At 44.7% G+C, this 22699-nt stretch carries 22 protein-coding genes; 20 read left to right on the top strand and 2 right to left on the bottom strand.

Going from position 1 to position 22699, the window contains the following annotated elements; all coding sequences use genetic code 11:
* The first annotated feature begins 1 nt into the window (after position 1).
* From KE627_RS11820 to recN, 5 genes are read left to right on the top strand one after another with little or no spacing between them, the layout of a single operon-like run.
* Positions 2–268 (top strand): exodeoxyribonuclease VII small subunit, encoded by a 267-nt coding sequence (locus KE627_RS11820; protein WP_013727956.1) that lies wholly within the window; start codon positions 2–4, stop codon positions 266–268.
* Positions 249–1142, top strand: coding sequence for a polyprenyl synthetase family protein (locus KE627_RS11815; RefSeq protein ID WP_082602298.1), 894 nt, complete (start codon positions 249–251; stop codon positions 1140–1142). The genes KE627_RS11820 and KE627_RS11815 overlap by 20 nt, the downstream gene beginning before the upstream one ends.
* A gap of 1 nt (position 1143) precedes the next feature.
* Positions 1144–1959, top strand: a complete 816-nt coding sequence (locus KE627_RS11810; RefSeq protein WP_013727954.1) for a TlyA family RNA methyltransferase — start codon at positions 1144–1146, stop codon at positions 1957–1959.
* Positions 1960–1999: 40 nt separating this feature from the next.
* Positions 2000–2458: an arginine repressor gene (locus tag KE627_RS11805; RefSeq protein ID WP_056938623.1), complete on the top strand. Its 459-nt coding sequence runs from the start codon at positions 2000–2002 to the stop codon at positions 2456–2458.
* Positions 2459–2479: 21 nt separating this feature from the next.
* Positions 2480–4183, top strand: coding sequence for a DNA repair protein RecN (gene recN / locus KE627_RS11800; protein WP_013727952.1), 1704 nt, complete (start codon positions 2480–2482; stop codon positions 4181–4183).
* 153 nt (positions 4184–4336) lie between these two features.
* Here recN and KE627_RS11795 read toward each other — a convergent pair whose 3' ends face one another.
* Positions 4337–4642, bottom strand: coding sequence for a hypothetical protein (locus KE627_RS11795; protein ID WP_014940005.1), 306 nt, complete (start codon positions 4640–4642; stop codon positions 4337–4339).
* Between the two features lie 162 nt (positions 4643–4804).
* Between KE627_RS11795 and gmk the strand changes: the two genes are divergently transcribed.
* The 11 genes from gmk (at position 4805) to KE627_RS11740 (ending at position 16911) form a co-directional block, all read left to right on the top strand.
* Positions 4805–5419, top strand: coding sequence for a guanylate kinase (gene gmk / locus KE627_RS11790; protein ID WP_013727950.1), 615 nt, complete (start codon positions 4805–4807; stop codon positions 5417–5419).
* Between the two features lie 2 nt (positions 5420–5421).
* Positions 5422–5634, top strand: a complete 213-nt coding sequence (rpoZ, locus tag KE627_RS11785; protein WP_013727949.1) for a DNA-directed RNA polymerase subunit omega — start codon at positions 5422–5424, stop codon at positions 5632–5634.
* A gap of 261 nt (positions 5635–5895) precedes the next feature.
* The gene (gene coaBC / locus KE627_RS11780; RefSeq protein ID WP_056938622.1) at positions 5896–7107 is read left to right on the top strand and encodes a bifunctional phosphopantothenoylcysteine decarboxylase/phosphopantothenate--cysteine ligase CoaBC; all 1212 of its coding nucleotides are present in this window, start codon (positions 5896–5898) and stop codon (positions 7105–7107) included.
* A 14-nt stretch (positions 7108–7121) separates the two neighbouring features.
* Positions 7122–9521, top strand: a complete 2400-nt coding sequence (gene priA, locus KE627_RS11775) for a primosomal protein N' (protein WP_056938621.1) — start codon at positions 7122–7124, stop codon at positions 9519–9521.
* 27 nt (positions 9522–9548) lie between these two features.
* Complete coding sequence (gene fmt, locus KE627_RS11770; protein ID WP_013727946.1) at positions 9549–10493, top strand: methionyl-tRNA formyltransferase; 945 nt, start codon at positions 9549–9551, stop codon at positions 10491–10493.
* On the top strand, positions 10494–11825 hold the full coding sequence (gene rsmB, locus KE627_RS11765) for a 16S rRNA (cytosine(967)-C(5))-methyltransferase RsmB (RefSeq protein ID WP_013727945.1): 1332 nt from the start codon (positions 10494–10496) through the stop codon (positions 11823–11825).
* A 14-nt stretch (positions 11826–11839) separates the two neighbouring features.
* Positions 11840–12589: a Stp1/IreP family PP2C-type Ser/Thr phosphatase gene (locus KE627_RS11760; protein WP_013727944.1), complete on the top strand. Its 750-nt coding sequence runs from the start codon at positions 11840–11842 to the stop codon at positions 12587–12589.
* Complete coding sequence (pknB, locus tag KE627_RS11755) at positions 12582–14624, top strand: Stk1 family PASTA domain-containing Ser/Thr kinase (RefSeq protein WP_013727943.1); 2043 nt, start codon at positions 12582–12584, stop codon at positions 14622–14624. Before KE627_RS11760 ends, pknB begins: the two co-directional genes overlap by 8 nt.
* 68 nt (positions 14625–14692) lie before the next feature.
* A complete protein-coding gene (gene rsgA, locus KE627_RS11750; RefSeq protein ID WP_013727942.1) occupies positions 14693–15583 on the top strand; it encodes a ribosome small subunit-dependent GTPase A in 891 nt (296 codons plus the stop codon).
* 11 nt (positions 15584–15594) lie between these two features.
* Positions 15595–16248: a ribulose-phosphate 3-epimerase gene (gene rpe, locus KE627_RS11745; protein ID WP_013727941.1), complete on the top strand. Its 654-nt coding sequence runs from the start codon at positions 15595–15597 to the stop codon at positions 16246–16248.
* Positions 16249–16911, top strand: a complete 663-nt coding sequence (locus tag KE627_RS11740) for a thiamine diphosphokinase (protein WP_013727940.1) — start codon at positions 16249–16251, stop codon at positions 16909–16911.
* Between the two features lie 100 nt (positions 16912–17011).
* Here KE627_RS11740 and rpmB read toward each other — a convergent pair whose 3' ends face one another.
* Complete coding sequence (rpmB, locus tag KE627_RS11735) at positions 17012–17197, bottom strand: 50S ribosomal protein L28 (protein WP_008856832.1); 186 nt, start codon at positions 17195–17197, stop codon at positions 17012–17014.
* Positions 17198–17417: 220 nt separating this feature from the next.
* Between rpmB and KE627_RS11730 the strand changes: the two genes are divergently transcribed.
* The 4 genes from KE627_RS11730 (at position 17418) to plsX (ending at position 22676) form a co-directional block, all read left to right on the top strand.
* Positions 17418–17780 carry an Asp23/Gls24 family envelope stress response protein gene (locus KE627_RS11730; protein WP_013727939.1) on the top strand — a complete coding sequence of 121 codons (363 nt, stop codon included), beginning with the start codon at positions 17418–17420 and terminating at the stop codon, positions 17778–17780.
* Between the two features lie 29 nt (positions 17781–17809).
* The gene (locus KE627_RS11725; protein ID WP_056938620.1) at positions 17810–19519 is read left to right on the top strand and encodes a DAK2 domain-containing protein; all 1710 of its coding nucleotides are present in this window, start codon (positions 17810–17812) and stop codon (positions 19517–19519) included.
* A 69-nt stretch (positions 19520–19588) separates the two neighbouring features.
* Positions 19589–21619, top strand: coding sequence for an ATP-dependent DNA helicase RecG (recG, locus tag KE627_RS11720; RefSeq protein ID WP_056938619.1), 2031 nt, complete (start codon positions 19589–19591; stop codon positions 21617–21619).
* A gap of 13 nt (positions 21620–21632) precedes the next feature.
* The gene (gene plsX / locus KE627_RS11715) at positions 21633–22676 is read left to right on the top strand and encodes a phosphate acyltransferase PlsX (RefSeq protein ID WP_056938618.1); all 1044 of its coding nucleotides are present in this window, start codon (positions 21633–21635) and stop codon (positions 22674–22676) included.
* The last annotated feature ends 23 nt before the right edge of the window (positions 22677–22699 follow it).

The following is a 22699-nucleotide window of genomic DNA, read 5'->3' as shown; positions in this document are numbered from 1 at the left end:
TATGCCTGATAAACAAGACAATCAAACCTTTGAGGAAAAAATGGACCAACTGGAAACCATCGTCAATCAATTGGAACAGGGAAACGTTTCCTTGGAAGAGTCGATGGCCAAATTTAAAACCGGAATTCAACTGAGTGAACAGCTTCAAGACACCTTAACCAAGGCCGAACACACCATGGCCAAAATGATGGACAAAGATGGCAATGAAGTGGAATTCGAAGCACCTAAAGATGAAAAGGATGATAGCGATGGCAACCAACCTAACTGATTTTGAACGGTTGTGGGTTCCAAAAATCAATCAGATTTTGGAAAATGACATCAAACCGGATACGGATCAGACGACTCTGGAAGCAGCGATGAGTTATTCAGTCAACGCTGGAGGGAAACGCTTACGACCCTTGTTGACGCTTGCGGTATTGGCGAGTTTGGGCGACCCAATCGACCAGACCGTCTTAAAAACCAGCTGTGCACTGGAACTAATGCATTCGTATTCTTTAATTCATGATGATTTGCCGGCTATGGACAATGATGACCTCAGACGGGGAAAGCCTACCAATCACGTAAAATTTGGCGCTGGGATGGCAACTCTTGCAGGTGATGGCCTCCAACCACTGGCATTTCAGTGGCTGGTGGATAATGATTTGGACAGTCAAACCCAAGCTGAACTGACTTTGGCACTTGCCAAAGCTGCCGGCCCCCATGGGATGGTTTCAGGTCAGGCCGACGATATCGAATTTGAAGGCACCCGGCTATCGTTGTCAGGGCTTCAAAAACTTGACCGCAACAAAACCGGTGCCTTGATTCGCTATGCCGTTGAAGCTGGCCTGATTATGGGCCGGGTTATTCCGGAAAAACGCAAGTCACTGTTAACGTTTGCTGAGAAGTTTGGCGAAGCTTACCAAATTTACGATGACATCTTAGACGTTGTTGGGACAGAAGCAGAAATCGGCAAACCGGTCCACCAGGACGCTAATAAAAATACGTATCCCAATTTGCTTGGTTTGGCCAAATCATATGAAATGCTGAATCAGACGGTCGCCGATGCCCAGCAGGCCCTCGCAACTGCCAGAGAAGCGCTATCGATTGATACCAGTCTGTTAAATGATTTCACAAGCTATTTTAAAAATAAGGACGAAAAGTAATATGGAAAAGCAACGAGTCGATGTACTACTAGTAACCCAAGGACTGTTTGATACCAGGGAAAAGGCCAAACGTGCCGTCATGGCGGGAGAGATTCTTGGTGATAACGAAGAACGGTTGGACAAACCGGGAACCAAAATCCCTGTGGATACCGACCTGCACCTTAAAGGCAAGCCAATGCCGTATGTCAGTCGTGGCGGGTTAAAACTCGAAAAAGCCCTCAAAGTATTTCATCTGAATGTTAAAGGGCTGACCGTGTTGGATATCGGCTCCTCAACTGGCGGGTTTACGGATGTGATGCTGCAAAACGGTGCCAAATTAAGCTACGCACTGGACGTCGGCAGTAATCAATTGGTCTGGAAACTGCGGGAGGATCCCCGGGTTGTGGTCATGGAACACACCAATTTCAGGTACAGTAAGTTGGCCGATTTCACCCATGGACAGCCTGAGTTTGCCTCAATTGACGTTTCATTCATTTCTTTAGAGTTAATCCTGCCACCGCTGAAACAGATCATCACTAAAAATGGTCATGTGGTGGCTTTGATTAAGCCTCAATTCGAAGCTGGTAAGGCCAATGTTGGCAAGCATGGTATCGTTAAGGATCCCGCTGTGCATAAAATGGTCTTGGAAAAAATTCTGAACTTCGCTGTGGCCAACGGTTATTCAGTTCAAAACCTTGATTTCTCGCCGATCAAGGGTGGCGCTGGCAATATTGAATTTTTAGTTGAGTTAGAATCTGATGATCAACCAGTCATGTCACCAAATGTTTCGATTGAAAAAGTCATCGAGAACGCTTATTCTGAATTAAAGGGTTCGTAAACCTGTATTTTTATTCAATTTTATTGTTGGGGGTGTAATGATGCGTAAGAAAGAACGCCAAAGGCTAATCAAACAATTACTGACAAGTAATAATATTCAAAGACAGGAAGATTTTGTCTCGCTACTGGATAAGCAGGGGATAAAAGTTACTCAGGCCACTGTTTCCAGAGACATTAAAGATATGCAGCTCGTCAAAGTACCTTCAGTTACCGGTGGGTATCGATACAGTTTGCCGACGCAAAAAAATATTGATACTGAAAAGAAACTGGTTCAATCGATTCGAGATTCGTTTGTGTCGGTTGACTCTCAAGACAAGTTGGTCTTTATGAAAGTCTTACCTGGTAGTGGACCGGTCATTTCTAGTTTGATGTACCAGATGAACTACAGCGGGATTTTCGGCACCCTCGGCGATGACAACACGGTCTTGATTATCTGCAAAACCGAAGCCGATGCGATTAATATGCGCAATCAGATCAATAGTATGTTGGGAACTGAATAGAATTATTGAGAGGTTGAAAACATGTTACTCGAACTATCAATTACCGATTTTGCAATCATTGAACACTTAGATATTGATTTTCAGGCAGGAATGACCGTGTTAACCGGTGAAACCGGGGCTGGAAAGTCGATCATCATTGATGCTGTCGGCCTCTTGGTTGGCGGCAGGGGATCCCATGATCTCATTCGGACCGGGGCTTCCAAAGCCGTTATTCAGGGAAACTTCATCCTTCATGATGATAACCCCACCTACAACGTCCTTGATGACCTTGGAATTGATCACAGTGACGGTAACGTGATTATCGAGCGGGTCATTTTTGCCAATGGTCGCAACAGCTGTCGGGTAAACGGAATCATGGTCAATATTGCCACCCTCAAACGAATCGGCGAAACGATCGTCGATATTCAGGGTCAAAATGATCATCAGGAGTTAATGCGGCCGGAACGGCACATTCAATTATTAGATGACTATGCCGAAGATGAACTGGCAAGTGTTTTGCAATCTTATCAAGACCAATACGATCAATTTATTAAGCTGCGCGATCTAAATCAAAAGAAACATCAAAATGAGAAGCAGTGGGCTCAACGGGTTGATATGCTCAAATTTCAAATTAAAGAGATTGAAGCTGCCGATCTCCATGAGAATGAGGACACAGATTTAGTCGCTGAAAGAGACCGGTTGAACAATTTTCAAAAGATTCATGATGCGCTCTTGGCTAGTTATGAAGGCATTAACGGCGACGAGGAGGCCAGCGGGTCAATTGATTCAATCGGATCGGCAATGAGTTCGATGCAGGACATTGAAGATTTGGATCCTGAATATAAACAAATTTCGGATAATCTATCCGGAGCTTTCTTCGCGCTTCAAGATGTTGCCAGTCAGATTTCCGATCAATTGAGTAATTTAGAATTTGATCAGGACCGTTTGGATCAAGTTGAGCAGCGTCTCAACACCATCTATCAACTCAAGCACAAATATGGTGATTCAGTCAGTCAAATTTTGGACTATCTTGCCAAAATCAAACAGGAACTGAAACAAATGTCGGGGGATGCCGAAGCCAGCGACGATTTGGATAAGCAATTAGCCACGCTCAAATCCGATTTGATTCAGCAGGCAACTAAGATCTCAGACATTCGCCACCGGTGGGCTAAAAAGCTTGAAAAAGCCGTTCACCAGCAGTTATCCGACCTTTACATGGATAAAGCGGTCTTTGAGGTCAATATCCAGCAAAATCGTGCTTTAAACCGGCTGGGTGCAGATCGAGTTGAATTTTATATTCAGACCAATCCTGGTGAGAAAATGCTGCCATTGGTCAAGTCAGCTTCTGGAGGCGAATTGTCCCGGATTATGTTGGCTTTAAAGACCATGTTTGCCAAGGCTGCTGGTGTCACATCAATTATTTTCGATGAAGTCGATACCGGCGTTTCTGGACGGGTTGCCCAGGCGATTGGCAATAAGATTTATACGATTTCACAAAAATCTCAAGTTTTATGTATTACCCATTTACCACAAGTGGCTGCGATGAGTGATCATCACGACTTTATTGAAAAAAAGATTGCTGACAATCGGACAACCACGACGATTACGGAACTGACAACCGCCCAAAGTGTCGCTGAAATCTCGCGAATGCTTTCCGGAACGGCAATTACCAAGTTAACCAAGGAACATGCTAGTGAGCTGTTGAAATTGGCGGATGAGGAAAAACAAAAGATCAAAGCATCTTAAGTGCCGTCGAAAAATAAATGATTAATTTCCGCTATCCACTTGGAAGCTGCTGTTGAACGCACTGTTTACCCAGATTAATCCTAAAAATGCAAAAGGGCTTGGGACAAAACATTCAGTTTTGTCTCAAGCCCTAAAATATAATCTGATATAATCTTAGTATTTACGAATCGCTTTAATTTCTGACAACTTCACAATTCGAGTGAAATGATTATCATCTGAAGTCAATAGGTAACGGTCTGCGGAAAGTTTGGTTAAGTAGCCGGTCTGTTCATTATCCTGATCGTTAAATTCGATCGTGATGGGAAAGTTGTTTTCGAGTGTCTGTTGAATGAAATAATTCAGCTGGAAAGTCGGCATTTGTTTGATTTGGTGAGTGTTACGGACAATTTCGAAGAAGCGATCATAGTTGGTTCGAAAGGTCTTGGTAATTTCTGAGAGATATGATTGTTTGTTTTGCATTTTGTTCACCCCGAACATTTGTTTGTAGCTTCATTATACGAACGTTCGTTCTAAAACGCAACCCCCAAATGCAAATTTCTTAATCAGTGCCCTGGGACTTGTCAAATGGGGCAAAAAGGGCGATAATAGCAGGTATTACAAATAATTGAAGGGATTTTTTCGATGGCTAAAAGAGGAATGTTGATTGTTTTATCAGGACCGTCCGGAGTTGGTAAGGGAACGGTGCGTAAGGCGTTGTTTGAGGAGCCTGATGTTGATTTTGAATATTCAACTTCAATGACAACCAGAAAGCCGCGTCCCGGTGAAAAGAACGGTGTCGATTATTATTTTGTTTCCAAAGAGCAGTTCGAAGAGAATATTCAGAATGGTGAAATGCTCGAGTACGCCAAGTATGTTGACAACTACTATGGGACCCCATTAAAATATGTTAACGAGACCTTGGAATCCGGCAAGGATGTTTTCTTGGAAATTGAAGTCAATGGTGCCATGCAGGTTCGCGCCAATGTTCCTGATGCGGTCTTCGTCTTTTTGACTCCGCCAGATCTAATGGAATTAAAACACCGTCTGGTTGGTCGTGGAACTGACAAGATGGATGTTATTAATAAGCGCATCAAAAAGGCCGTCGGCGAGATCAGCATGATGCGTAATTATGATTACGCCGTCTTAAACGACCAGGTTCCTTTGGCTGTTGACCGAATCAAGTCGATTATTAGAAGTGAACGATTAAAAGTTGCTCGGGTGATGCCCGATTATGAGTCAATGTTAGGAGATAAATAATTATGTTACTTTACCCATCTGTTGATAAATTGTTAGATAAAATTGATTCCCGTTATTCATTAATTGCGCTTTCCAGCAAGCGGGCCCATGAATTGGATGCCGGTGCCAAGCCATTATTGGATCACTACAAATCACAAAAATCAGTCGGCAAAGCTTTGGAAGAAATTGCTGCTGGTGTATTGAAAATCGATCCTAAAGCAAAAGATTTTGAATAAGATTGATCATTAAGGGACTGCGGCAAAACGACTGTTTTGCTGGCAGTCCCTTTGTCTTTGTTGGACAAGATGATACCAGCCAATCCTGTTGTCAGCTTATCTTGTGATCCCGGCCGAAACTCGGCGTTAGCAATCCGGGGGGATCATTTTGAAGTTAATCGCCTTTTCCACTGGGGTGCAGCCAACTTTTAAGACGCCGACTGTTTTTATCCGTCTTAGATTTGGTACAATAAAGAATGAAATCTGAAACGGGGTGGAAGAATGTTTCAAAACAAAAACGTTGCCGTATTTGTGACGGGCAGCATTGCCGTCTACAAATCACTGTCACTGGTACGCCTATTAGTGAAGAACCACAACGATGTTCACGTCATTATGAGTGAAGCAGCCCAAAAGTTTGTGACACCGCTGGCATTTCAAACTGTCAGTAAGAATACCGTATTGACCAGCGATTTTGACAGTAAAGATCCGACAATCATTCCCCACGTCAAGACTGCTGATGATGCTGATTTGGCAATTGTTGCCCCGGCATCCGCGAATACGATTGCCAAAATGGCGAATGGCATTGCGGATAATATTGTCACTTCCACATTATTAACGATGGCAGTGCCGGTATTTGTTGTGCCTGCCATGAATACTCACATGCTCGCCAATTTTGCCACCCAACAAAATATCGCCAACTTAAAACAAGCCGGTATTCAAATCATGGAACCGGCTGAAGGCTTCCTTGCCGAGGGCTATTCCGGGAAGGGCCGGATGCCGGAACCCAGCGAAATTTTAACGTGGGTTGATGGAAGCTTAAAGCTGAAAGGTGGATCCTTAGCCGGAAAATCTGTCGTCGTCACTGCCGGAGGAACCCGTGAACCACTTGACCCGGTTCGCTATTTAACCAACCATTCATCTGGAAAAATGGGCTTCGCAGTGGCCAACGCTTTCAAAAATGCCGGTGCCAATGTCACGTTGATCGCGGCTAATCCGTTGATTACCCCGCCATCCGGCGTCAATTTCATTCGAGTTGAAACGGCGGCTGAATTGTTAGCAGAGGTCAAACAAGCCTTTGTTCACGCTGATATTTTGGTAATGGCCGCCGCTGTTGCCGATTATCGACCGGCCAAGGTAGCCGATAAAAAAATCAAAAAAACAGCTGATAATCAAACCATGACCCTGGAACTCGTTAGAAATCCCGATATCTTAAAAGAAATTGCCACTATCAAACAGCCTGGCCAATTAGTGATCGGCTTCGCTGCCGAAACCAATGATTTAATCAGCAACGCCACCAAAAAAATTCAATCAAAGAATTTGGACATGATTGTGGCTAACGATGTTTCCCAAAGCGGGATTGGCTTTAACGCCGATAACAACCAAGTGACATTTTTATTTGCTGACGGCAAGCAAATTAAGACGAATGTCGAGAGTAAGGCAAAGGTTGCCGATCAGTTAATCGATATTATTGCCACACAAATGCAAAATCAGTGAAAGGAGAATCTGCCTTGCAGGTTGCTCAAGTTATTGTTGACGTCCCAGCACGCCAAACCAACAGTCCGTTCAGCTATTCGATTCCAGATCATTTAGCGGATCAAATTCAACCTGGCATGCGCGTCCAGGTTCCTTTTGGCAACCGCAAAATTACTGGGTTTGTGGTTGGTCTTTCCGACAGTTCCAGCTTCAACGGCAAACTCAAACCGATTGCCGACCTGATTGATTTATACCCAGTCGTTAATTCTGAGTTACTTAAATTGGCTGAGTGGCTGGCTGATCAAACCTATTCCTTTAAAATCAGCTGTTTACAAACCATGCTTCCAGGTGGAATGCGGACTAAGAACCAAAAGAAACTAATTGCCAAAAATGAACAAGTTTGCCAGCAGTATCCGGAAATCTTCCAAGGACAGCCAGAAGTCGAATATGACCGCCAGAAATATAATAATCAGGTTTTAGCAGAGATTTTAAATCTGCAGAAAGCCGGCGATATTCAAGTTGAGTATGATCTCACCAACCGCGCCCGGCCAATTATGCGAAAAGCTTATCGAGGTCAATTAAATGACGTCCAGATTGATGACGCCCTCAAAACCGTACGGAAAAATGCTCGTGGACAAATTCAATTGTTAAACCTGCTCAAGACCCATCAAAACGAAACACTTCTGGTTTCCAAATGGGCATCCCTTGGAGTGACCAGCGCCACTTTGAAAGCTGCCGAAAAGAAGGGGTGGGTGGCTTCAACATTGAAGCGCCATGTTCGCAACCCATTTCTCAGAGATGTCGCCCCCAGTCAGCCGTTTAAGTTACAACCTGATCAACAAGCAGCAGTCAATTCGATTGAACAGGCGGTCGTCCACAAAAAAGATCAGGTCTTTTTATTGGAAGGCGTCACCGGTTCTGGAAAAACCGAAGTTTACCTGCAGTCAATTGCCCACGCGCTGGAACTTGGGCGGACGGCGTTGATGCTGGTGCCCGAAATCACCTTGACCCCTCAAATTGTTGGCCGCATTCGCAGCCGATTTGGTGATCAAGTGGCGATGCTTCATAGTGCGATGTCTTCCGGCGAACGCTACGATGAATGGCAGCGGATTAACCAAGGGAAAGCCAAAGTGGTCGTTGGGGTTCGCTCAGCTGTGTTCGCGCCGCTCAGCAATATTGGCTTAATCATTATGGACGAGGAGCATGACAGCAGCTACAAACAAGCCGACAACCCTCGCTACCAAACCCGAGATGTTGCTAAATGGCGGGCTGCCTATAATAATTGCCCCGTGGTACTGGGAAGTGCCACTCCATCGCTGGAATCCCGTGCACGGGCAATGAAGGGCGTCTATACACTGTTAAAGCTGCCGCATCGCATCAATCAGCATGCTTTACCGCACGTTTCGATTATTGATATGAAAACTGAACTGGCAAAACACCACAGTGCACTATCGACAAAATTGGCCGATGCGATCCAGGTTCGCCTCGACAAACATGAGCAGGTGATTTTATTGCTGAATCGCCGCGGTTATTCTGCCTTTTTGATGTGTCGAGACTGCGGGTACGTTCCTCGATGCCCCAACTGCGATATTTCGCTGACGATGCACAAAAATACACATACCCTTAATTGTCATTATTGCGGCCACAAAGAACCGGTGCCAACTGTCTGCCCACAATGCCACAGTAAACGGATTCGCTTTTATGGCATGGGCAGTGAGCAGCTTGAGGAACAGGTCAAAGACATGTTTCCAACTGCCAGAGTTCTGCGAATGGATGTTGATACCACTCGTAAAAAGGGGTCTCATGAAGCAATTATTGATCAATTTGGCGCCCACAAGGCGGATATTTTGCTGGGAACGCAAATGATTGCCAAAGGATTGGATTTTCCTGAAGTCACCTTGGTCGGCGTCTTAAACGCAGATTCAGCGTTGCAGTTTCCAGATTTTCGATCAAGTGAACGGACTTTTGAACTCCTCACGCAAGTCTCGGGCCGCTCGGGGAGAGCCGACAAAACCGGGGAGGTCATCATCCAGACCTTTAACCCTGATCATTATGCGATTCAATTGGCCAAAACGCAGTATTACGAGAAGTTTTACGCCACCGAAATGCGTGTCCGCCACGATGGCAAATACCCACCGTACTACTATACAGTTAAGTTAACCGGCAATTCTCCCAGTGAGAATCAAACGGCTTCGGAGATGTTTGGGATTATGAACTTTTTAAAAAAGCAGCTATCCCCACAGGCAATCATTCTCGGCCCAACGCCAAAAACGATTACCCGAATTGACAACCGTTACTATTACCAAATCATTATCAAGTATCGAAAGGAACCTCAGTTAAAGGCCACTTTAGACGAGATTTTAGTCCAGTCACAAAAAAAGCAACGTCAAGGCCTCCAAATTGCAATTGATAATGAACCGCTGGACTTTATGTAATTTGAATCACGAAAGGAAACGATAAATTTGACGACAGTTGTGTTCATGGGAACGCCACAGTTCGCGGTCCCAATTCTACAAGGATTACTTGATCAAAAATACGATATTTTATGTGTTGTCACCCAACCGGATCGACCAGTCGGCCGGAAACACCGGATTTCACAAAGCCCGGTTAAACAAGCCGCCGTTGCCAATCATCTGCCGGTGTTTCAACCTGAAAAACTTAGTGGGAGCCCGGAAATGCAGCGGGTCATTGACTTTCATCCAGACTTGATTGTCACGGCAGCCTACGGTCAATTTTTACCGACGAAGATGTTAAACGCCGTCAAAATTGCGGCCGTCAATGTTCATGGCTCACTTTTGCCTAAGTACCGTGGTGGCGCGCCTGTTCAGTACGCGATTATGAATGGTGATTCAGAAACCGGCATCAGTCTCATCTACATGGTTAAAAAGATGGATGCCGGCGACATTTTGGCACAAAAAGCGGTTCCAATTCAGCCAGATGATGATACCGAGACGATGTTTGACAAACTCAGTATCGTGGGCCGCGACCTGCTGTTAGCCACTTTGCCAAAAGTGATCACCGGCGATATCTCCCCAGTGCCTCAAGATCAGGATCAAGTCGTCTTTTCACCCAACATCAAACCGGAAGAAGAGCAACTGGACTTCAATCAAACCGCGTTTATGGTTAACGCCAAAGTTCGTGCCCTGCGGCCGGATCCGGTCGCTTATACGGTTATCAACGGTAAACGAACCAAAATTTGGCGGGCACAAGTCGTCGATCAAACCACTGAAATGGCGCCAGGATCAGTGGTTGAGAAAACCAAGCATCAATTATTATTGTCAGCAGGAAAAGGCACTGTTTTATCCATTCAGGAGCTTCAGCCCGCCGGCAAACCAAAACAACAAATAACAGATTACTTAAATGGGATTGGTCAGTCACTTAAAGTTGGCCAACAGGTGATTAAATAAATGAAATATACAACAAATAATCCACGCCAACTTGCAGTCATGACGTTGGTTCGCACCAGTAATGGTTCATATTCAAATCTGCAGATTAATGCCGTGATTCAATCCACTTCAATGGGCCCAGCTGATAAAGGACTGTTCACCAACATTGTGTACGGGGTCATTCAGCATCGATTAACGCTGGAATATCAACTCCGGCCGTTTTTGCGTGAACCGGAAAAGACTGAAGCCTGGGTCAAAGAGTTGCTCTATACCGCGATGTACCAGTTGGAGTATCTGGATCGGGTTCCCAAGCGGGCAATCTTTGATGAAACAATTAAAATTGCCAAGCAGATGGGCCATGACGGCACCCGCCGATTTGTGACCGGTATTTTGCATCAAATGGATCGGCAGGGGATGCCAAACTTGGATGACATTCAGGACGAAAAGACCCGACTATCGATTGAATATAGTGTGCCAACCTGGTTGGTAGAAATGCTTGACGAACAACTTGGCAAGCCAAAAACGGCTTCAATCTTAGCATCCCTGAATAAAGCGCCAAAACAATCGGTTCGTGCCAATTTAGCCAAAATCTCTCAAAAAGATTTGCTGGCAGATTTGGCCAAGGACGGCTATGATGCCGAACCCAGCCAAGTTTCCAGTGAAGGGATTATTATTAACGATGGCCAAATCATTCACAGTGACTTTTTCACTGACGGCCTGTTAACCATTCAGGATGAAAGTGCCATGCTGCCAGTTGAATCAATGCAGATTTCCCCTGATAACAACGTTTTGGATGCCTGCAGTGCCCCGGGCGGCAAAACTACCCAAATTGCCAGCCGTTTGAAGGCCGGCAAAGTCTTTGCATTAGATATTCATAAAAACAAACTAAAGACCGTCCAGCGAAATGCCACTCGTCTCGGAGTCTACAAGCAAGTTGAAACTTTTGAATTGGATGCCCGCAAAGTCGATACCAAATTTGAAGACGGCTTGTTTGATTCAATTTTAGTTGATGCACCGTGTTCTGGGCTGGGACTCCTCAGAAGAAAGCCGGAGATTCGTTATGACAAAACAATTGCTGATATCAATCGTCTAAGTGAGATTCAGTTACAAATTTTGAATGCCGTTTCCGCTAAAGTTAAAACTGGTGGTACTATTACATATAGTACCTGTACGATTGTTAAACAGGAAAATCAAGACGTGATCGCCAAGTTTATCAGCGAGAACCCTAATTTTGAAATCACGAAGACAAAGACTGCCAATCATTTGAATCCGGATAGCAAGATGGTTCAAATCTACCCCGATGACTATGATTCAGACGGCTTCTTTGTTTGCTCCCTCATTCGGAAATCATAACGGAGTTGATCAATTTGCAAATTGCATATCAATCCTCAACTGGAAAAGTTCGCGACAAAAATGAAGATGCGGTCGGCGCGTTCAAAAATCAAACCGGCCTCATTTTGGCATTAATTACCGACGGAATCGGCGGCAATAATGCTGGCGAAGTCGCTTCTCAAATGGTTGTCACCCACATGGGAGCCGCTTTTGAAACGACCAGTATTTCCAGCCTGGATAAAATTGAAACTTGGTTTGAAAACCAGTTGGCAAAAGAAAATACCGCGATTATCGATGAATCCAACACGGACACACGACTCCATGGTATGGGGACGACCATCGTGGCGACACTTATTGATGGCAAACAGAGTCTGATCGCCAACATTGGCGATAGTCGAGGTTATGTCTATTCCAACGGGCAATTCACTCAGATCACGGAAGACCATTCCTATGTGAATGAATTGGTCAAACACGGTGATATCACTCCAGACCAGGCCAAAACCAACCCATACAAAAATATTATTACCAAGAGTCTGGGAATCAACAACGATTCGGCCGCCGACTTCAAACCGTATACCGCCCAACCTGGAGATCAAATTTTACTCTGTACCGACGGTTTGACCAATATGGTCGACGATGCCGACATCGAAAAAATTTTGTCAATGGATGAAGAATTACAGACTAAGTGTGACATGTTGGTGTCCTTGGCCAATCAAAATGGCGGCTTGGACAACATTACTGTCTTGATCGCCCAATACGATTCGGAGGTGACCGCCGATGAATAAAGGCTATGTATTAAACGGTCGCTATGAAATTATCGGTCGCTTGGGCGAGGGTGGAATGGCCGACGTATACCTGGCCGAAGACCTCATTTTGAAGCGAAAAGTTGCCGTTAAACTGTTGCGACTTGATTTCCGAGACAACCCCAAAGCTAAGAAGCGCTTTCAGCATGAAGCAATGGCGGCGACCCAACTGGATAATCCTCACATTGTTGGCATTTATGATGTTGACGAGGTTGAGGGGATGCAGTATTTGGTCATGGAATTTGTTGACGGTGAAGATTTAAAGAAATACATCAAGGACAACTTTCCCATTCCCTATGCCGAAGTTGTCAATATTATGGAGCAAATTTGCTCAGCTGTCAGTGAAGCCCACCGGCATAATATTATTCACCGTGATTTAAAGCCTCAAAACATTTTGGTCGATAAGAACGGTTATATTAAGATTACCGACTTTGGAATTTCCCGGGCCGGTACAGAAGATACGATGACTCAGACTCGTTCGATTATTGGCTCGATTCACTATTTGTCCCCTGAACAAATTAAGGGCCAGATGGCGACTGCCAGATCGGACATTTACTCATTAGGGATTATTCTCTATGAAATCTTGACCGGCAAAGTGCCATTTAACGGTGATACCGCCGTTTCAATTGCCATTAAACATTCACAAACGCCAATGCCTTCAGTCAGGGATTTCGATCCGCGCATTCCCCAGGCAATGGAAAATGTTGTCTTGAAAGCCACCGCTAAGAATCCCGATGATCGTTATCAAACAGTTAATGAAATGGCTGCTGATTTGAATACGTCATTGGACAAGTCACGGGCTAATGAACCTAAATTTACGGTTCAGCCGCCACAAAACCCGGTTGATGAAGCAACCCGGGTGATGCCATTTTCACCATTGGATGATACGACTGCCTCAGCGGATGCCAATCCGGCTAAACGCGAGGAAAAGCCTGCCGGTACCTCGAACGACAAACCAAAGCCGCCGAAGAAAAAACGGCGACGAAGATGGTGGATTATCGGTGGGATTGTTGGCCTGCTGTTAATTATTCTGGCCTTCATCATGATTGTTTCAGCTAACGGGAAAACCACGGTGCCAATTGTCTCCGGGACGTTGGAAACTGAGGCGGAAGCCAAGATTAAAGCCGCTAATTTGACCGTTGGCAGTGTCAAATATCAAAGTAGTGATAAGATTGATCGTCATCGCGTCATCAGTTCCAGTCCCAAGGAAGAAACCAAAGTCAAAAAGGGCACCAAGGTCAATTTGGTCGTGAGTTCCGGGCCTCGTCGCGTTCGGGTCGGCAACTATGTCGGTCAAGAATATGATGTTGTCAAACAGAAATTGGAAGACGAAGGGTTTACGGTTCATCGGCGTAACGCTCCTTCAAGTTCATTTGGCTCAGGCAGAATTCTCCAACAGGACTTTGAGTCCGGCAAACGGTTCAATCCGGCTACCAAGACACTGACCTTTGTGGTTTCAACCGGTGTTAAACGGATTACGCTGAAAGACTTAACCGGCATGACCAAGGCTCAAGTGGTCTCATATTCTAACAAGGTGGAAATTAACCCAACTTTTGATTATGTCTACTCTGACGATCAGCCCAAGGGGCGAGTTGTCCGCCAATCACCAAATGCCAACGAATCGATTCAACAGGGCGGCAACGTCGCGGTTTGGATTTCTCGTGGGCCTAAGAAAGACAGTTCGGATGAATTGAAGAGTTTCAATGTTAAAATTATCATCCCGTACCTCGACAACAGTTCGGCGGCATCATCTGACTCCACATTGAATGAAAGTGGCATCTCCAGTGATGCTGCTTCCACAGATAGTTCCAGTGGTTCCAACGAGAACGTGGTCTTGATTTATCTCAAAGACCATGATCATAGTTTGTCGACGGTTTACAAGCAGATGGTGATCACAAAGGATACGCAAGTCACCTTGCCATTTAAATTGTCTGGCAATGAAGTCGGTCAATACAAAGTGGTCCGCGATGGTCGGACGATCATGCGTGATAACAACGTGACCTACGATTCACATTAATAATTACTGCAAAACAAAGTCACTTCTCTTATAATGTAAGGGAAGTGATTTTTTATCGAGGTGATCAATTGAAACAGGGAAAGATTTTTCAGTCTTTGAGTGGCTTTTATGATGTTCACTCAGAAGGCAAGGTTTATCGAACACGCGCCAGGGGGAATTTTCGAAAGCGTCAAATTACACCGTTGGTCGGCGATGACGTTGAGTTCCAAGTTGAAGATGGCGACAAAGGATACATATTGAAGATGCTGCCACGAAAGAATTCTCTGGTTCGGCCACCGATTGCCAATATTGATCAGGCGATTGTGACGACGGCAACCACTCAGCCGGAGTTTTCCAGTAACTTATTGGACCGTCAGTTGATTGCATTGGAAATTGCCAATATCAAGCCGATCATTTATTTCACCAAGACGGATCTGTTATCTGAAAAACAACTGAATTATTTTAAAGATTTAGCAGTTGCCTACGCTAACATTCCTTATGACGTTATTCTGCCGGAAGCCGCGTTTGATGAAAATTCGTTGAACCATTTACGGCAATTGTTTTCAGGAAAAGAAAATGTGATAATGGGACAGACGGGTGCCGGCAAATCGACACTTCTCAATCACTTGGCACCGGATTTGCAGCTCGCTACCGGTGAGATTTCTACGGCATTAAATCGTGGAAAACACACAACCCGAAAAGTTGCTTTATTGCGGGTCAACGATGGGTATATCGCAGACACTCCCGGATTTTCCTCGTATGATACCTTGGAGATCGATTACCGCCAGCTTGCCAATTATTTCCCAGAGTTCAAGCGGGCATCTGTGAAGTGCCGCTTTCGGGGATGTGTGCACGTCAATGAGCCGGACTGCGAAGTGAAAAAAGAAGTGGCCAGCGGTGAGATCATGCAGAGTCGGTATGAGAATTATCTGCAGTTGTACACCGACATTAAAAACCGGAAACCAAATTATAAAAAGTGAGGAAGTTAGTTATGATTAAAGTTGCACCTTCAATTTTGAGCGCGGATTATGTCAATTTACAAAAAGATATTGAAAAAGTCGACCAGGGTGGGGCAGAAGTGCTCCACATCGACATCATGGACGGTCAGTTTGTCCCCGCTTTATCTTATGGACCTGGGTGGGTCAAAGCCATTCGTCCGATCACCAAGATGATCTTGGATGTCCATATGATGGTTGAACAACCGGAACGTTTCATTGACCAATTCGCGGATGCAGGAGCCGATATCATCGGAGTTCACGTTGAGGCAACCCCTCATATTCACCGGGCTTTGCAGATGATCAAGAACAAAGGGGTCAAGGCTGAAGTTGTCATCAACCCAGGTACGCCGGTATCAGCCATCAAGCCAGTACTATACATGGTTGACCAGGTCTTGGTAATGACGGTTAATCCTGGATTTGGCGGTCAGAAGTTCCTGCCTGAAACGGTTAAAAAGATCGCAGAACTCGATGAGTTGAAAAAAAGTGAAGGCTTGAACTTTGACATCGAAATTGATGGTGGCGTTAATGACCACACGGTTGTGGGTGCCTATCAAGCCGGTGCAACGGTGGCAGTTGCCGGATCATACGTTTTTGACGCCGATGATCCTGTTAGCCGAATCAAAGCAATAAAGGATGCGACCAAATAAATGAAGATCTTAAATCTATTGGTTGGCGGCCCCATTGACCTCTGGCCAGACGAATTGAAAAATGGACAGATTAAAGGTGATTGGATCGGCATCGATAGAGGCAATCTCCATTTGATTGAACGGGGAATCGACCCACTTGTCGCGATTGGTGACTTTGATTCCTTAAAACCGGCAGAACTTCAATTGGTTCGTGACCACATTAAGGATATCCGCCAATCAATTCCTGAAAAAGACGATACTGATACCCAATTGGGGTTGAAGGTCGCCTTGCAGGAACATCACGCCGATCGACTTGACATTTACGGTGCGACGGGTGGTCGGCTGGATCATTTTCTAGCCAATCTGTGGATGGTTTTGGAGCCCCGGTTCAAGCCCTACGCACCGAAAATTCGAATGATTGACAAGCAAAATACGATTACTTTCTTTTTGCCAGGGACTTATCAGATTGAAAAAGAACCTGATAAAAAATATTTGGCCTTTGTGGCGTTAACGCCGATGGATCATTTAACTTTGTTTGATGAAAAATATCAGCTGAATGATTATCAGGTTAAACACCCAATGTCGCTTGCCAGCAACGAATTTGTTGGTGAAACTGCCAGGTTTAAATTTGGCAGTGGGGTGATGTGTGTTATTCAAAGCAAAGATATTAATCGTTATAACTAAAAAAAGGGGCAACCCTCAGCTCACCGAAAACGGCTGCTGAGAGTTGCCTCTATTTTTGAAGGTAATAAAAAAGACCGATTAACATCGATCCAAGTTATTACTATACACGGGTTACTTTACCTGATTTAAGTGTTCGGGCAGAAATCCAAACCTTCTTAGGCTTGCCATCAACAAGAATGCGAACTTTTTGCAAATTTGGCTTCCAGCTGCGACGGCTTGAGTTTAAAGCGTGTGAACGTTTGTTACCAAAGTGGGTACGCTTACCGTTAATAAAATCCTTTGCCATGGGTAACAAATCTCCCTTCTCTTTGATTTTAGTGTTAAAGTCTGTTTCATTACACTAGAATAATTTATCATACATACATTGATATTGCAATACTTTTCTTTCAAGTAATTATACTTGACAGTCTTCTTGGGGGCATCAAGATTACTTTGGTTTTTAGCGTTATTGTGGTAATATTAACTATCGTTAATAGGTTAATAGAAAATTAAGGAGGCTGCTGCACATGGCCGTCAAAATCAAAACCAGATTTGGAACAGTTGACATCGACAACAACGTCATCGCAAATGTTGTTGGTGGGGCTGCCACCGATAATTACGGAGTCGTGGGTATGGCAAGTCGCAATCAGCTCAGAGACAATGTCAACACGATTTTAAACCGCGAGAATTATTTCAAAGGTGTTGTGGTTAAACAACACGATAATGAAATTGAAGTTAACGTTTATATTATCGTTGCTTATGGCAACAAAATTTCAGAGGTTTCTAAAAACGTTCAAGCAAAGGTTAAGTATAACCTACAAAGTATGCTTGGGGTATCTGCAAATTCGGTCAATGTCATCATTCAAGGCGTTCAGGTAATGAATGACTGATTATGCAAGTGACCAAGGAGGACAAGTTGTTGAAGGTTACAGAAATTACCAACACCGAATTTACGGCAATGGTTCAAGCAGCCGCAACTAAACTAAATAAAAATTCTGATTTTATCAATTCACTGAACGTATTCCCGGTTCCGGATGGAGATACCGGAACCAATATGAGCCTATCCATGGCTTCGGGTTATAAATATGTGAATAAAGATGTCAAGACAAACGTTGGCGATTTAACCGCTGCTTTGGCTAAGGGACTTCTAATGGGAGCCCGAGGCAACTCAGGGGTTATTTTATCGCAGATTTTCCGGGGCTTTTCGAAGTCCACGGAGGGTAAAGAAACTTTGAGTGCCCAAGATATTTCTGATGCCTTCGTTGCCGGGACGGAAATCGCCTATAAGTCCGTTATGAAGCCAACCGAGGGAACCATTTTGACCGTTGTGCGAATGGCCGCTACTGCTGGTAAGAAAGCAGCCGCTACGACCAATGATGTTGTCGCTGTCATGGATGCCATCTACCAGGCCTCACAATCCGCTTTGGAGAAAACACCGGATTTATTGCCGGTTCTGAAGCAGGTTGGCGTCGTCGACTCGGGTGGACAAGGATTGGTATTCGTTTTGGAAGCTTTCGATGATGTCTTGAATGGCAGAAACGAAGCTGAATCTGGTGAATATCAACCTAACGATGCGGAAATGAATCAGATGATTAAAGTGGCCGATCAAAGTGTTCAAAGTAAATTAAATCCAGAAGATATCGTGTATGGCTACTGTACGCAAATTATGGTCCGAATCGGCAAAGGCCGCGAAGTCGATCATCAATTTGACTATCAGACCTTTTATGATTATCTCGCCAAACTTGGCGATTCATTGCTGGTGATCAACGATGATGATATTGTCAAAGTCCATGTTCACACTGAACATCCCGGCAAAGTGCTTGCCTGGGGTCAGGAGTTTGGAGATTTGGCAACTGTTAAAGTCGATAACATGCGACTTCAACAAGAAACCATCATTGAAGAAGATGAGGACAGCCAAGAGGATGCTTCACCAATTCAAAAAGCTGAAAGTATCAGCACCCAACAGCCAACTTCAGATACTGCCATTATTTCTGTTTCTTCAGGCAAGGGGCTGAACCAACTGTTTGAAAGTTTGGGCGTCAACTACATTGTCAGCGGCGGACAGACGATGAATCCTAGTACCGAAGACATTGTCAACGCAATTCAAAATACAAAAGCCAAACAGGCAATCGTCTTGCCGAATAACAAAAACATTTTCCTGGCGGCTGAACAAGCTGCCAAGGTGGTTGATATTCCGACGGTCATTGTTCATTCAAAGACGATCTCACAAGGGATTACCGCCATGCTTGGCTTTAATCCGGAAAATTCGCTCGAAGATAACCAAAAGGCAATGGAAGATAATTTGCCAACGGTTAAGTCCGGCCAAGTGACGACCGCCATTCGTGACACTAAGATTGATGATTTGGATATTAAAAAAGATCAATTTATGGGCATCGTTGACGGCGATATTGCCACCGTTGGTGATAAACTGATTGACACGGCCATCCAGATGGTTAAGAAGATGCTGGATGACGATAGTGAAGCCATTACGATCATTTACGGTGAAGGCGCTGATCAGGCGGCTGCCGAAAAAGTCCAGGCCGGCATTTTGAAATTGGATGACGAACTGGAAGTTGAGATTCACGAAGGTGATCAACCAGTCTACCCATTCTTAATTTCGGTTGAATAAACAATTCCTAAAAGTTTGGTCAACACTGGCCAAGCTTTTATTTATATCAATGACAAAGGAGGGATAACATTGGCCAGCTTAAGTGATTCGGTTGGGGTTCTCAAAGGAGTCGGCGAAAAGCGCCTGACTGCTTTTAATAAGCTCGGAATCAATACCATCAACGACTTACTGACTTATTATCCCCGCCGATATGATGATTTATCGCTAAAAGATTTAAGAACTGCCGTCGATGGCCAAAAAGTCACCGTCAAAGGGATCGTGATTAGCGAGCCAACTGTTCGTTTTTTTGGTCGGCGCAAAAGTCGGCTTGGTTTTCATTTAAAAATTAATGATGAAATCTATAACGTCACTTTTTTTAATCAGCCGTGGCTGAAAAAGCAGCTTGAGTTGGAAGCCCAAGTGATTATTTTTGGTACCTTTGACCGCAATCGTAACCAGATTCAAGGGATGAAAATTTTAAACGGCGAAAAAAGCGAAACCTATGATTCAATCTATCCAAGTAACAAAGAAGTCAAACAAAATACCATTAAGCAATTGATCAAGCTTGGATTTGATGAATACCAGGATCAGCTAGTTGACGTTATTCCAGAATCAATTCGCACCAAGTATCGATTGGAATCTTTCCACGATACCATTCAAAATATCCATTTTCCAACATCACCGGTCGCTGCCCAAAAAGCTTTTCGAACTGCCAAGTTCATGGAATTTTTCTTATTTGCCATGAAAATTCAAATTTTAAAACAGCGCCACAGAAAACCGGATCCGGCAGCCAAAGTCACCTACGATCCCGATCTGGTTGGGCAGTTCACCAGTCAACTAAAATTCAAACTGACCGATTCCCAAAACAAAGTTGTCAATGAAATCTTGACAGACTTGGGCAAACCATTGGAAATGAATCGCTTGCTCCAAGGGGATGTTGGTAGTGGCAAAACTGTGGTTGCTGCAATTGCTATTTTGGCAGCGATTAGTGCCGGCAAACAAGCCGCAATTATGGCCCCAACTGAAATTCTAGCCGAGCAGCATGCCAACACGTTTGCCAAGTTGTTTGAAAAATTTGATATCAACATTGCCCTGTTGACCGGGGCGACCACTGGCCTAGCCCGTAAGGCGATGCTGCCACGGATTGCTGACGGCGAAGTCAATCTGATTGTCGGCACCCACGCCTTATTCCAAGATCAAGTTGACTATCACGATCTTGGTTTGGCGGTCATTGACGAACAGCATCGCTTCGGGGTCAACCAGCGCCAGGCCTTACGACTGAAGGGAAATAGTACCAACATGCTGGCAATGACTGCCACGCCGATTCCGCGGACACTGGCGATTACGATGTACGGTGATATGGACGTTTCTGTGATCGACGAACTGCCAAAGGGCCGCAAGCCAATTAAGACAACTTGGATTACCTCCGCTAAAACGGATAGTGCCATCCGATTCGTTAAGAAACAATTGGATGCCGGAAATCAAGTGTACGTCGTCACACCGTTGATAGAGGAATCGGAAGCTGTCGATATGAAGAACGCCATGGCGATTTTCGACCGTTTCAAAGCGATTTTTGAACCGCAGTATTCGGTTGGTCTCCTACATGGGCGAATGTCCGATGAAGAAAAGGATACGGCCATGGCCGATTTTAAGAACAATCAATTCCAAGTTCTGGTGGCGACAACGGTGATTGAAGTTGGCGTTGACGTGACGAATGCCAATACCATGCTGATATTTGATGCCGATCATTTCGGTTTGGCACAACTCCACCAACTTCGCGGTCGCGTTGGCCGTGGCGACACGCAGTCCTACTGCATTTTGATTGCCGACCCCAAAAACGAGTTGGGTAAAAAGCGGATGACGGCGGTTGCCAGCAGCACCGACGGCTTTTTCCTCTCCCAAAAGGATTTGGAATTGCGTGGCCAAGGTAACATCACCGGCAGTAAACAATCAGGGATGCCTGATTTCAAAGTGGCCGATCCGGTTGGTGATTTGAATATTTTACAAGTTGCCAATCAGGAGGCCCAGAGTATTACGGTTCATCAAGACTGGCAAAAGCAGCCAGAAAATGTACAATTATCACAGTATTTAAAATATAATGAAACTATTACTACGGATTAAATAGGAGTTAAATATGAAAATTGCAGTTGACGCCATGGGCGGCGATTACGCCCCTAAAGAAGTTGTTGAAGGAATTGAATTGGCACGGGATGCTTATGCCGATGTTGAATTCCAACTATTTGGTCAAACCGACCAAATTAAAAAATATCTTAAAAATGATGATCGAATTCAGATTGTCCAAGCCGATGAAGTCATCGAAATGGGTGATGAACCGGTTAAAGCCGTTCGTACCAAAAAACAATCCAGCATCGTTCTGGCAGCAACCGCCGTTAAAGAAGGAACTGCGGATGCATTCTTCTCGGCAGGGAACACTGGTGCCATTTTAGCCGCTGGTTTGTTTATCGTTGGCCGCATCAAAGGAATCGATCGTCCCGGATTGACCACCACTTTGCCGGTCATCGGCGTTAAGAATCAAGATAAATTTGTGATGATTGACGTGGGAGCCAATGCCGACACCAAGGTTTTAAATATTTACCAGTATGCCTTGATGGGAAAATATTACGCCCAAAACGTCAACCAAGTTGAAAATCCACGAATTGGTCTCTTGAACAACGGGACCGAAGCGGATAAAGGTGATATGAATCACCGGAAAGTGCATGATCTTTTGGCAGCCGACAAAGATATCAATTTTGTCGGCAACGTTGAATCCCGTGAATTACTCAACGGGGCCGCCGACGTGGTTGTGACCGACGGCTTTACCGGAAACGCCGTATTAAAGAGCATTGAGGGAACTGCTTTGTCGATGCTCAGCTTAATTAAGACGACCATCATGGATAGCGGCACTAAGGCAAAGTTTGGGGCTTTGATGTTAAAAGACGCTTTCCACAAAATTGGTGGTTCAATGGACTATTCACAATATGGCGGCGCAGTTTTACTCGGCGTTAATGCGCCGGTCGTCAAGACACATGGCAGCAGCAAAGCAGACACGGTGAAGAATACGATTGGCCAAATCCGCCAGATTATTGCCTCAAATATGATTCCTGATCTGAATCAATACGTCGTCGACCATGCTGATGAACTGCAGCAGATAAAAGATAGTATCAAAAGCAGTAAATAGTTGATATAATAATCATTAGCAAA

Origin of the sequence: Lentilactobacillus buchneri, assembly GCF_018314255.1 — a bacterium.
Taxonomy (GTDB): Bacteria; Bacillota; Bacilli; order Lactobacillales; family Lactobacillaceae; genus Lentilactobacillus; species Lentilactobacillus buchneri.
Note: the sequence above shows the minus strand (reverse complement) of the source record. Positions and strands in the feature narration are given on the sequence as shown.

Excerpts from the sequence above, each read along its gene's own strand:
- KE627_RS11815 (WP_082602298.1), top strand. The coding sequence starts at position 249 with ATGGCAACCAACCTAACTGATTTTGAACGGTTGTGGGTTCCAAAAATC.
- rsmB (WP_013727945.1), top strand. The coding sequence starts at position 10,494 with ATGAAATATACAACAAATAATCCACGCCAACTTGCAGTCATGACGTTG.
- plsX (WP_056938618.1), top strand. The coding sequence starts at position 21,633 with ATGAAAATTGCAGTTGACGCCATGGGCGGCGATTACGCCCCTAAAGAA.
- gmk (WP_013727950.1), top strand. The coding sequence starts at position 4,805 with ATGGCTAAAAGAGGAATGTTGATTGTTTTATCAGGACCGTCCGGAGTT.
- rpoZ (WP_013727949.1), top strand. The coding sequence starts at position 5,422 with ATGTTACTTTACCCATCTGTTGATAAATTGTTAGATAAAATTGATTCC.
- recN (WP_013727952.1), top strand. The coding sequence starts at position 2,480 with ATGTTACTCGAACTATCAATTACCGATTTTGCAATCATTGAACACTTA.
- KE627_RS11795 (WP_014940005.1), bottom strand. The coding sequence starts at position 4,642 with ATGCAAAACAAACAATCATATCTCTCAGAAATTACCAAGACCTTTCGA.
- coaBC (WP_056938622.1), top strand. The coding sequence starts at position 5,896 with ATGTTTCAAAACAAAAACGTTGCCGTATTTGTGACGGGCAGCATTGCC.
- KE627_RS11810 (WP_013727954.1), top strand. The coding sequence starts at position 1,144 with ATGGAAAAGCAACGAGTCGATGTACTACTAGTAACCCAAGGACTGTTT.
- KE627_RS11820 (WP_013727956.1), top strand. The coding sequence starts at position 2 with ATGCCTGATAAACAAGACAATCAAACCTTTGAGGAAAAAATGGACCAA.
- KE627_RS11805 (WP_056938623.1), top strand. The coding sequence starts at position 2,000 with ATGCGTAAGAAAGAACGCCAAAGGCTAATCAAACAATTACTGACAAGT.
- rpe (WP_013727941.1), top strand. The coding sequence starts at position 15,595 with ATGATTAAAGTTGCACCTTCAATTTTGAGCGCGGATTATGTCAATTTA.
- KE627_RS11740 (WP_013727940.1), top strand. The coding sequence starts at position 16,249 with ATGAAGATCTTAAATCTATTGGTTGGCGGCCCCATTGACCTCTGGCCA.
- pknB (WP_013727943.1), top strand. The coding sequence starts at position 12,582 with ATGAATAAAGGCTATGTATTAAACGGTCGCTATGAAATTATCGGTCGC.
- rpmB (WP_008856832.1), bottom strand. The coding sequence starts at position 17,197 with ATGGCAAAGGATTTTATTAACGGTAAGCGTACCCACTTTGGTAACAAA.
- KE627_RS11730 (WP_013727939.1), top strand. The coding sequence starts at position 17,418 with ATGGCCGTCAAAATCAAAACCAGATTTGGAACAGTTGACATCGACAAC.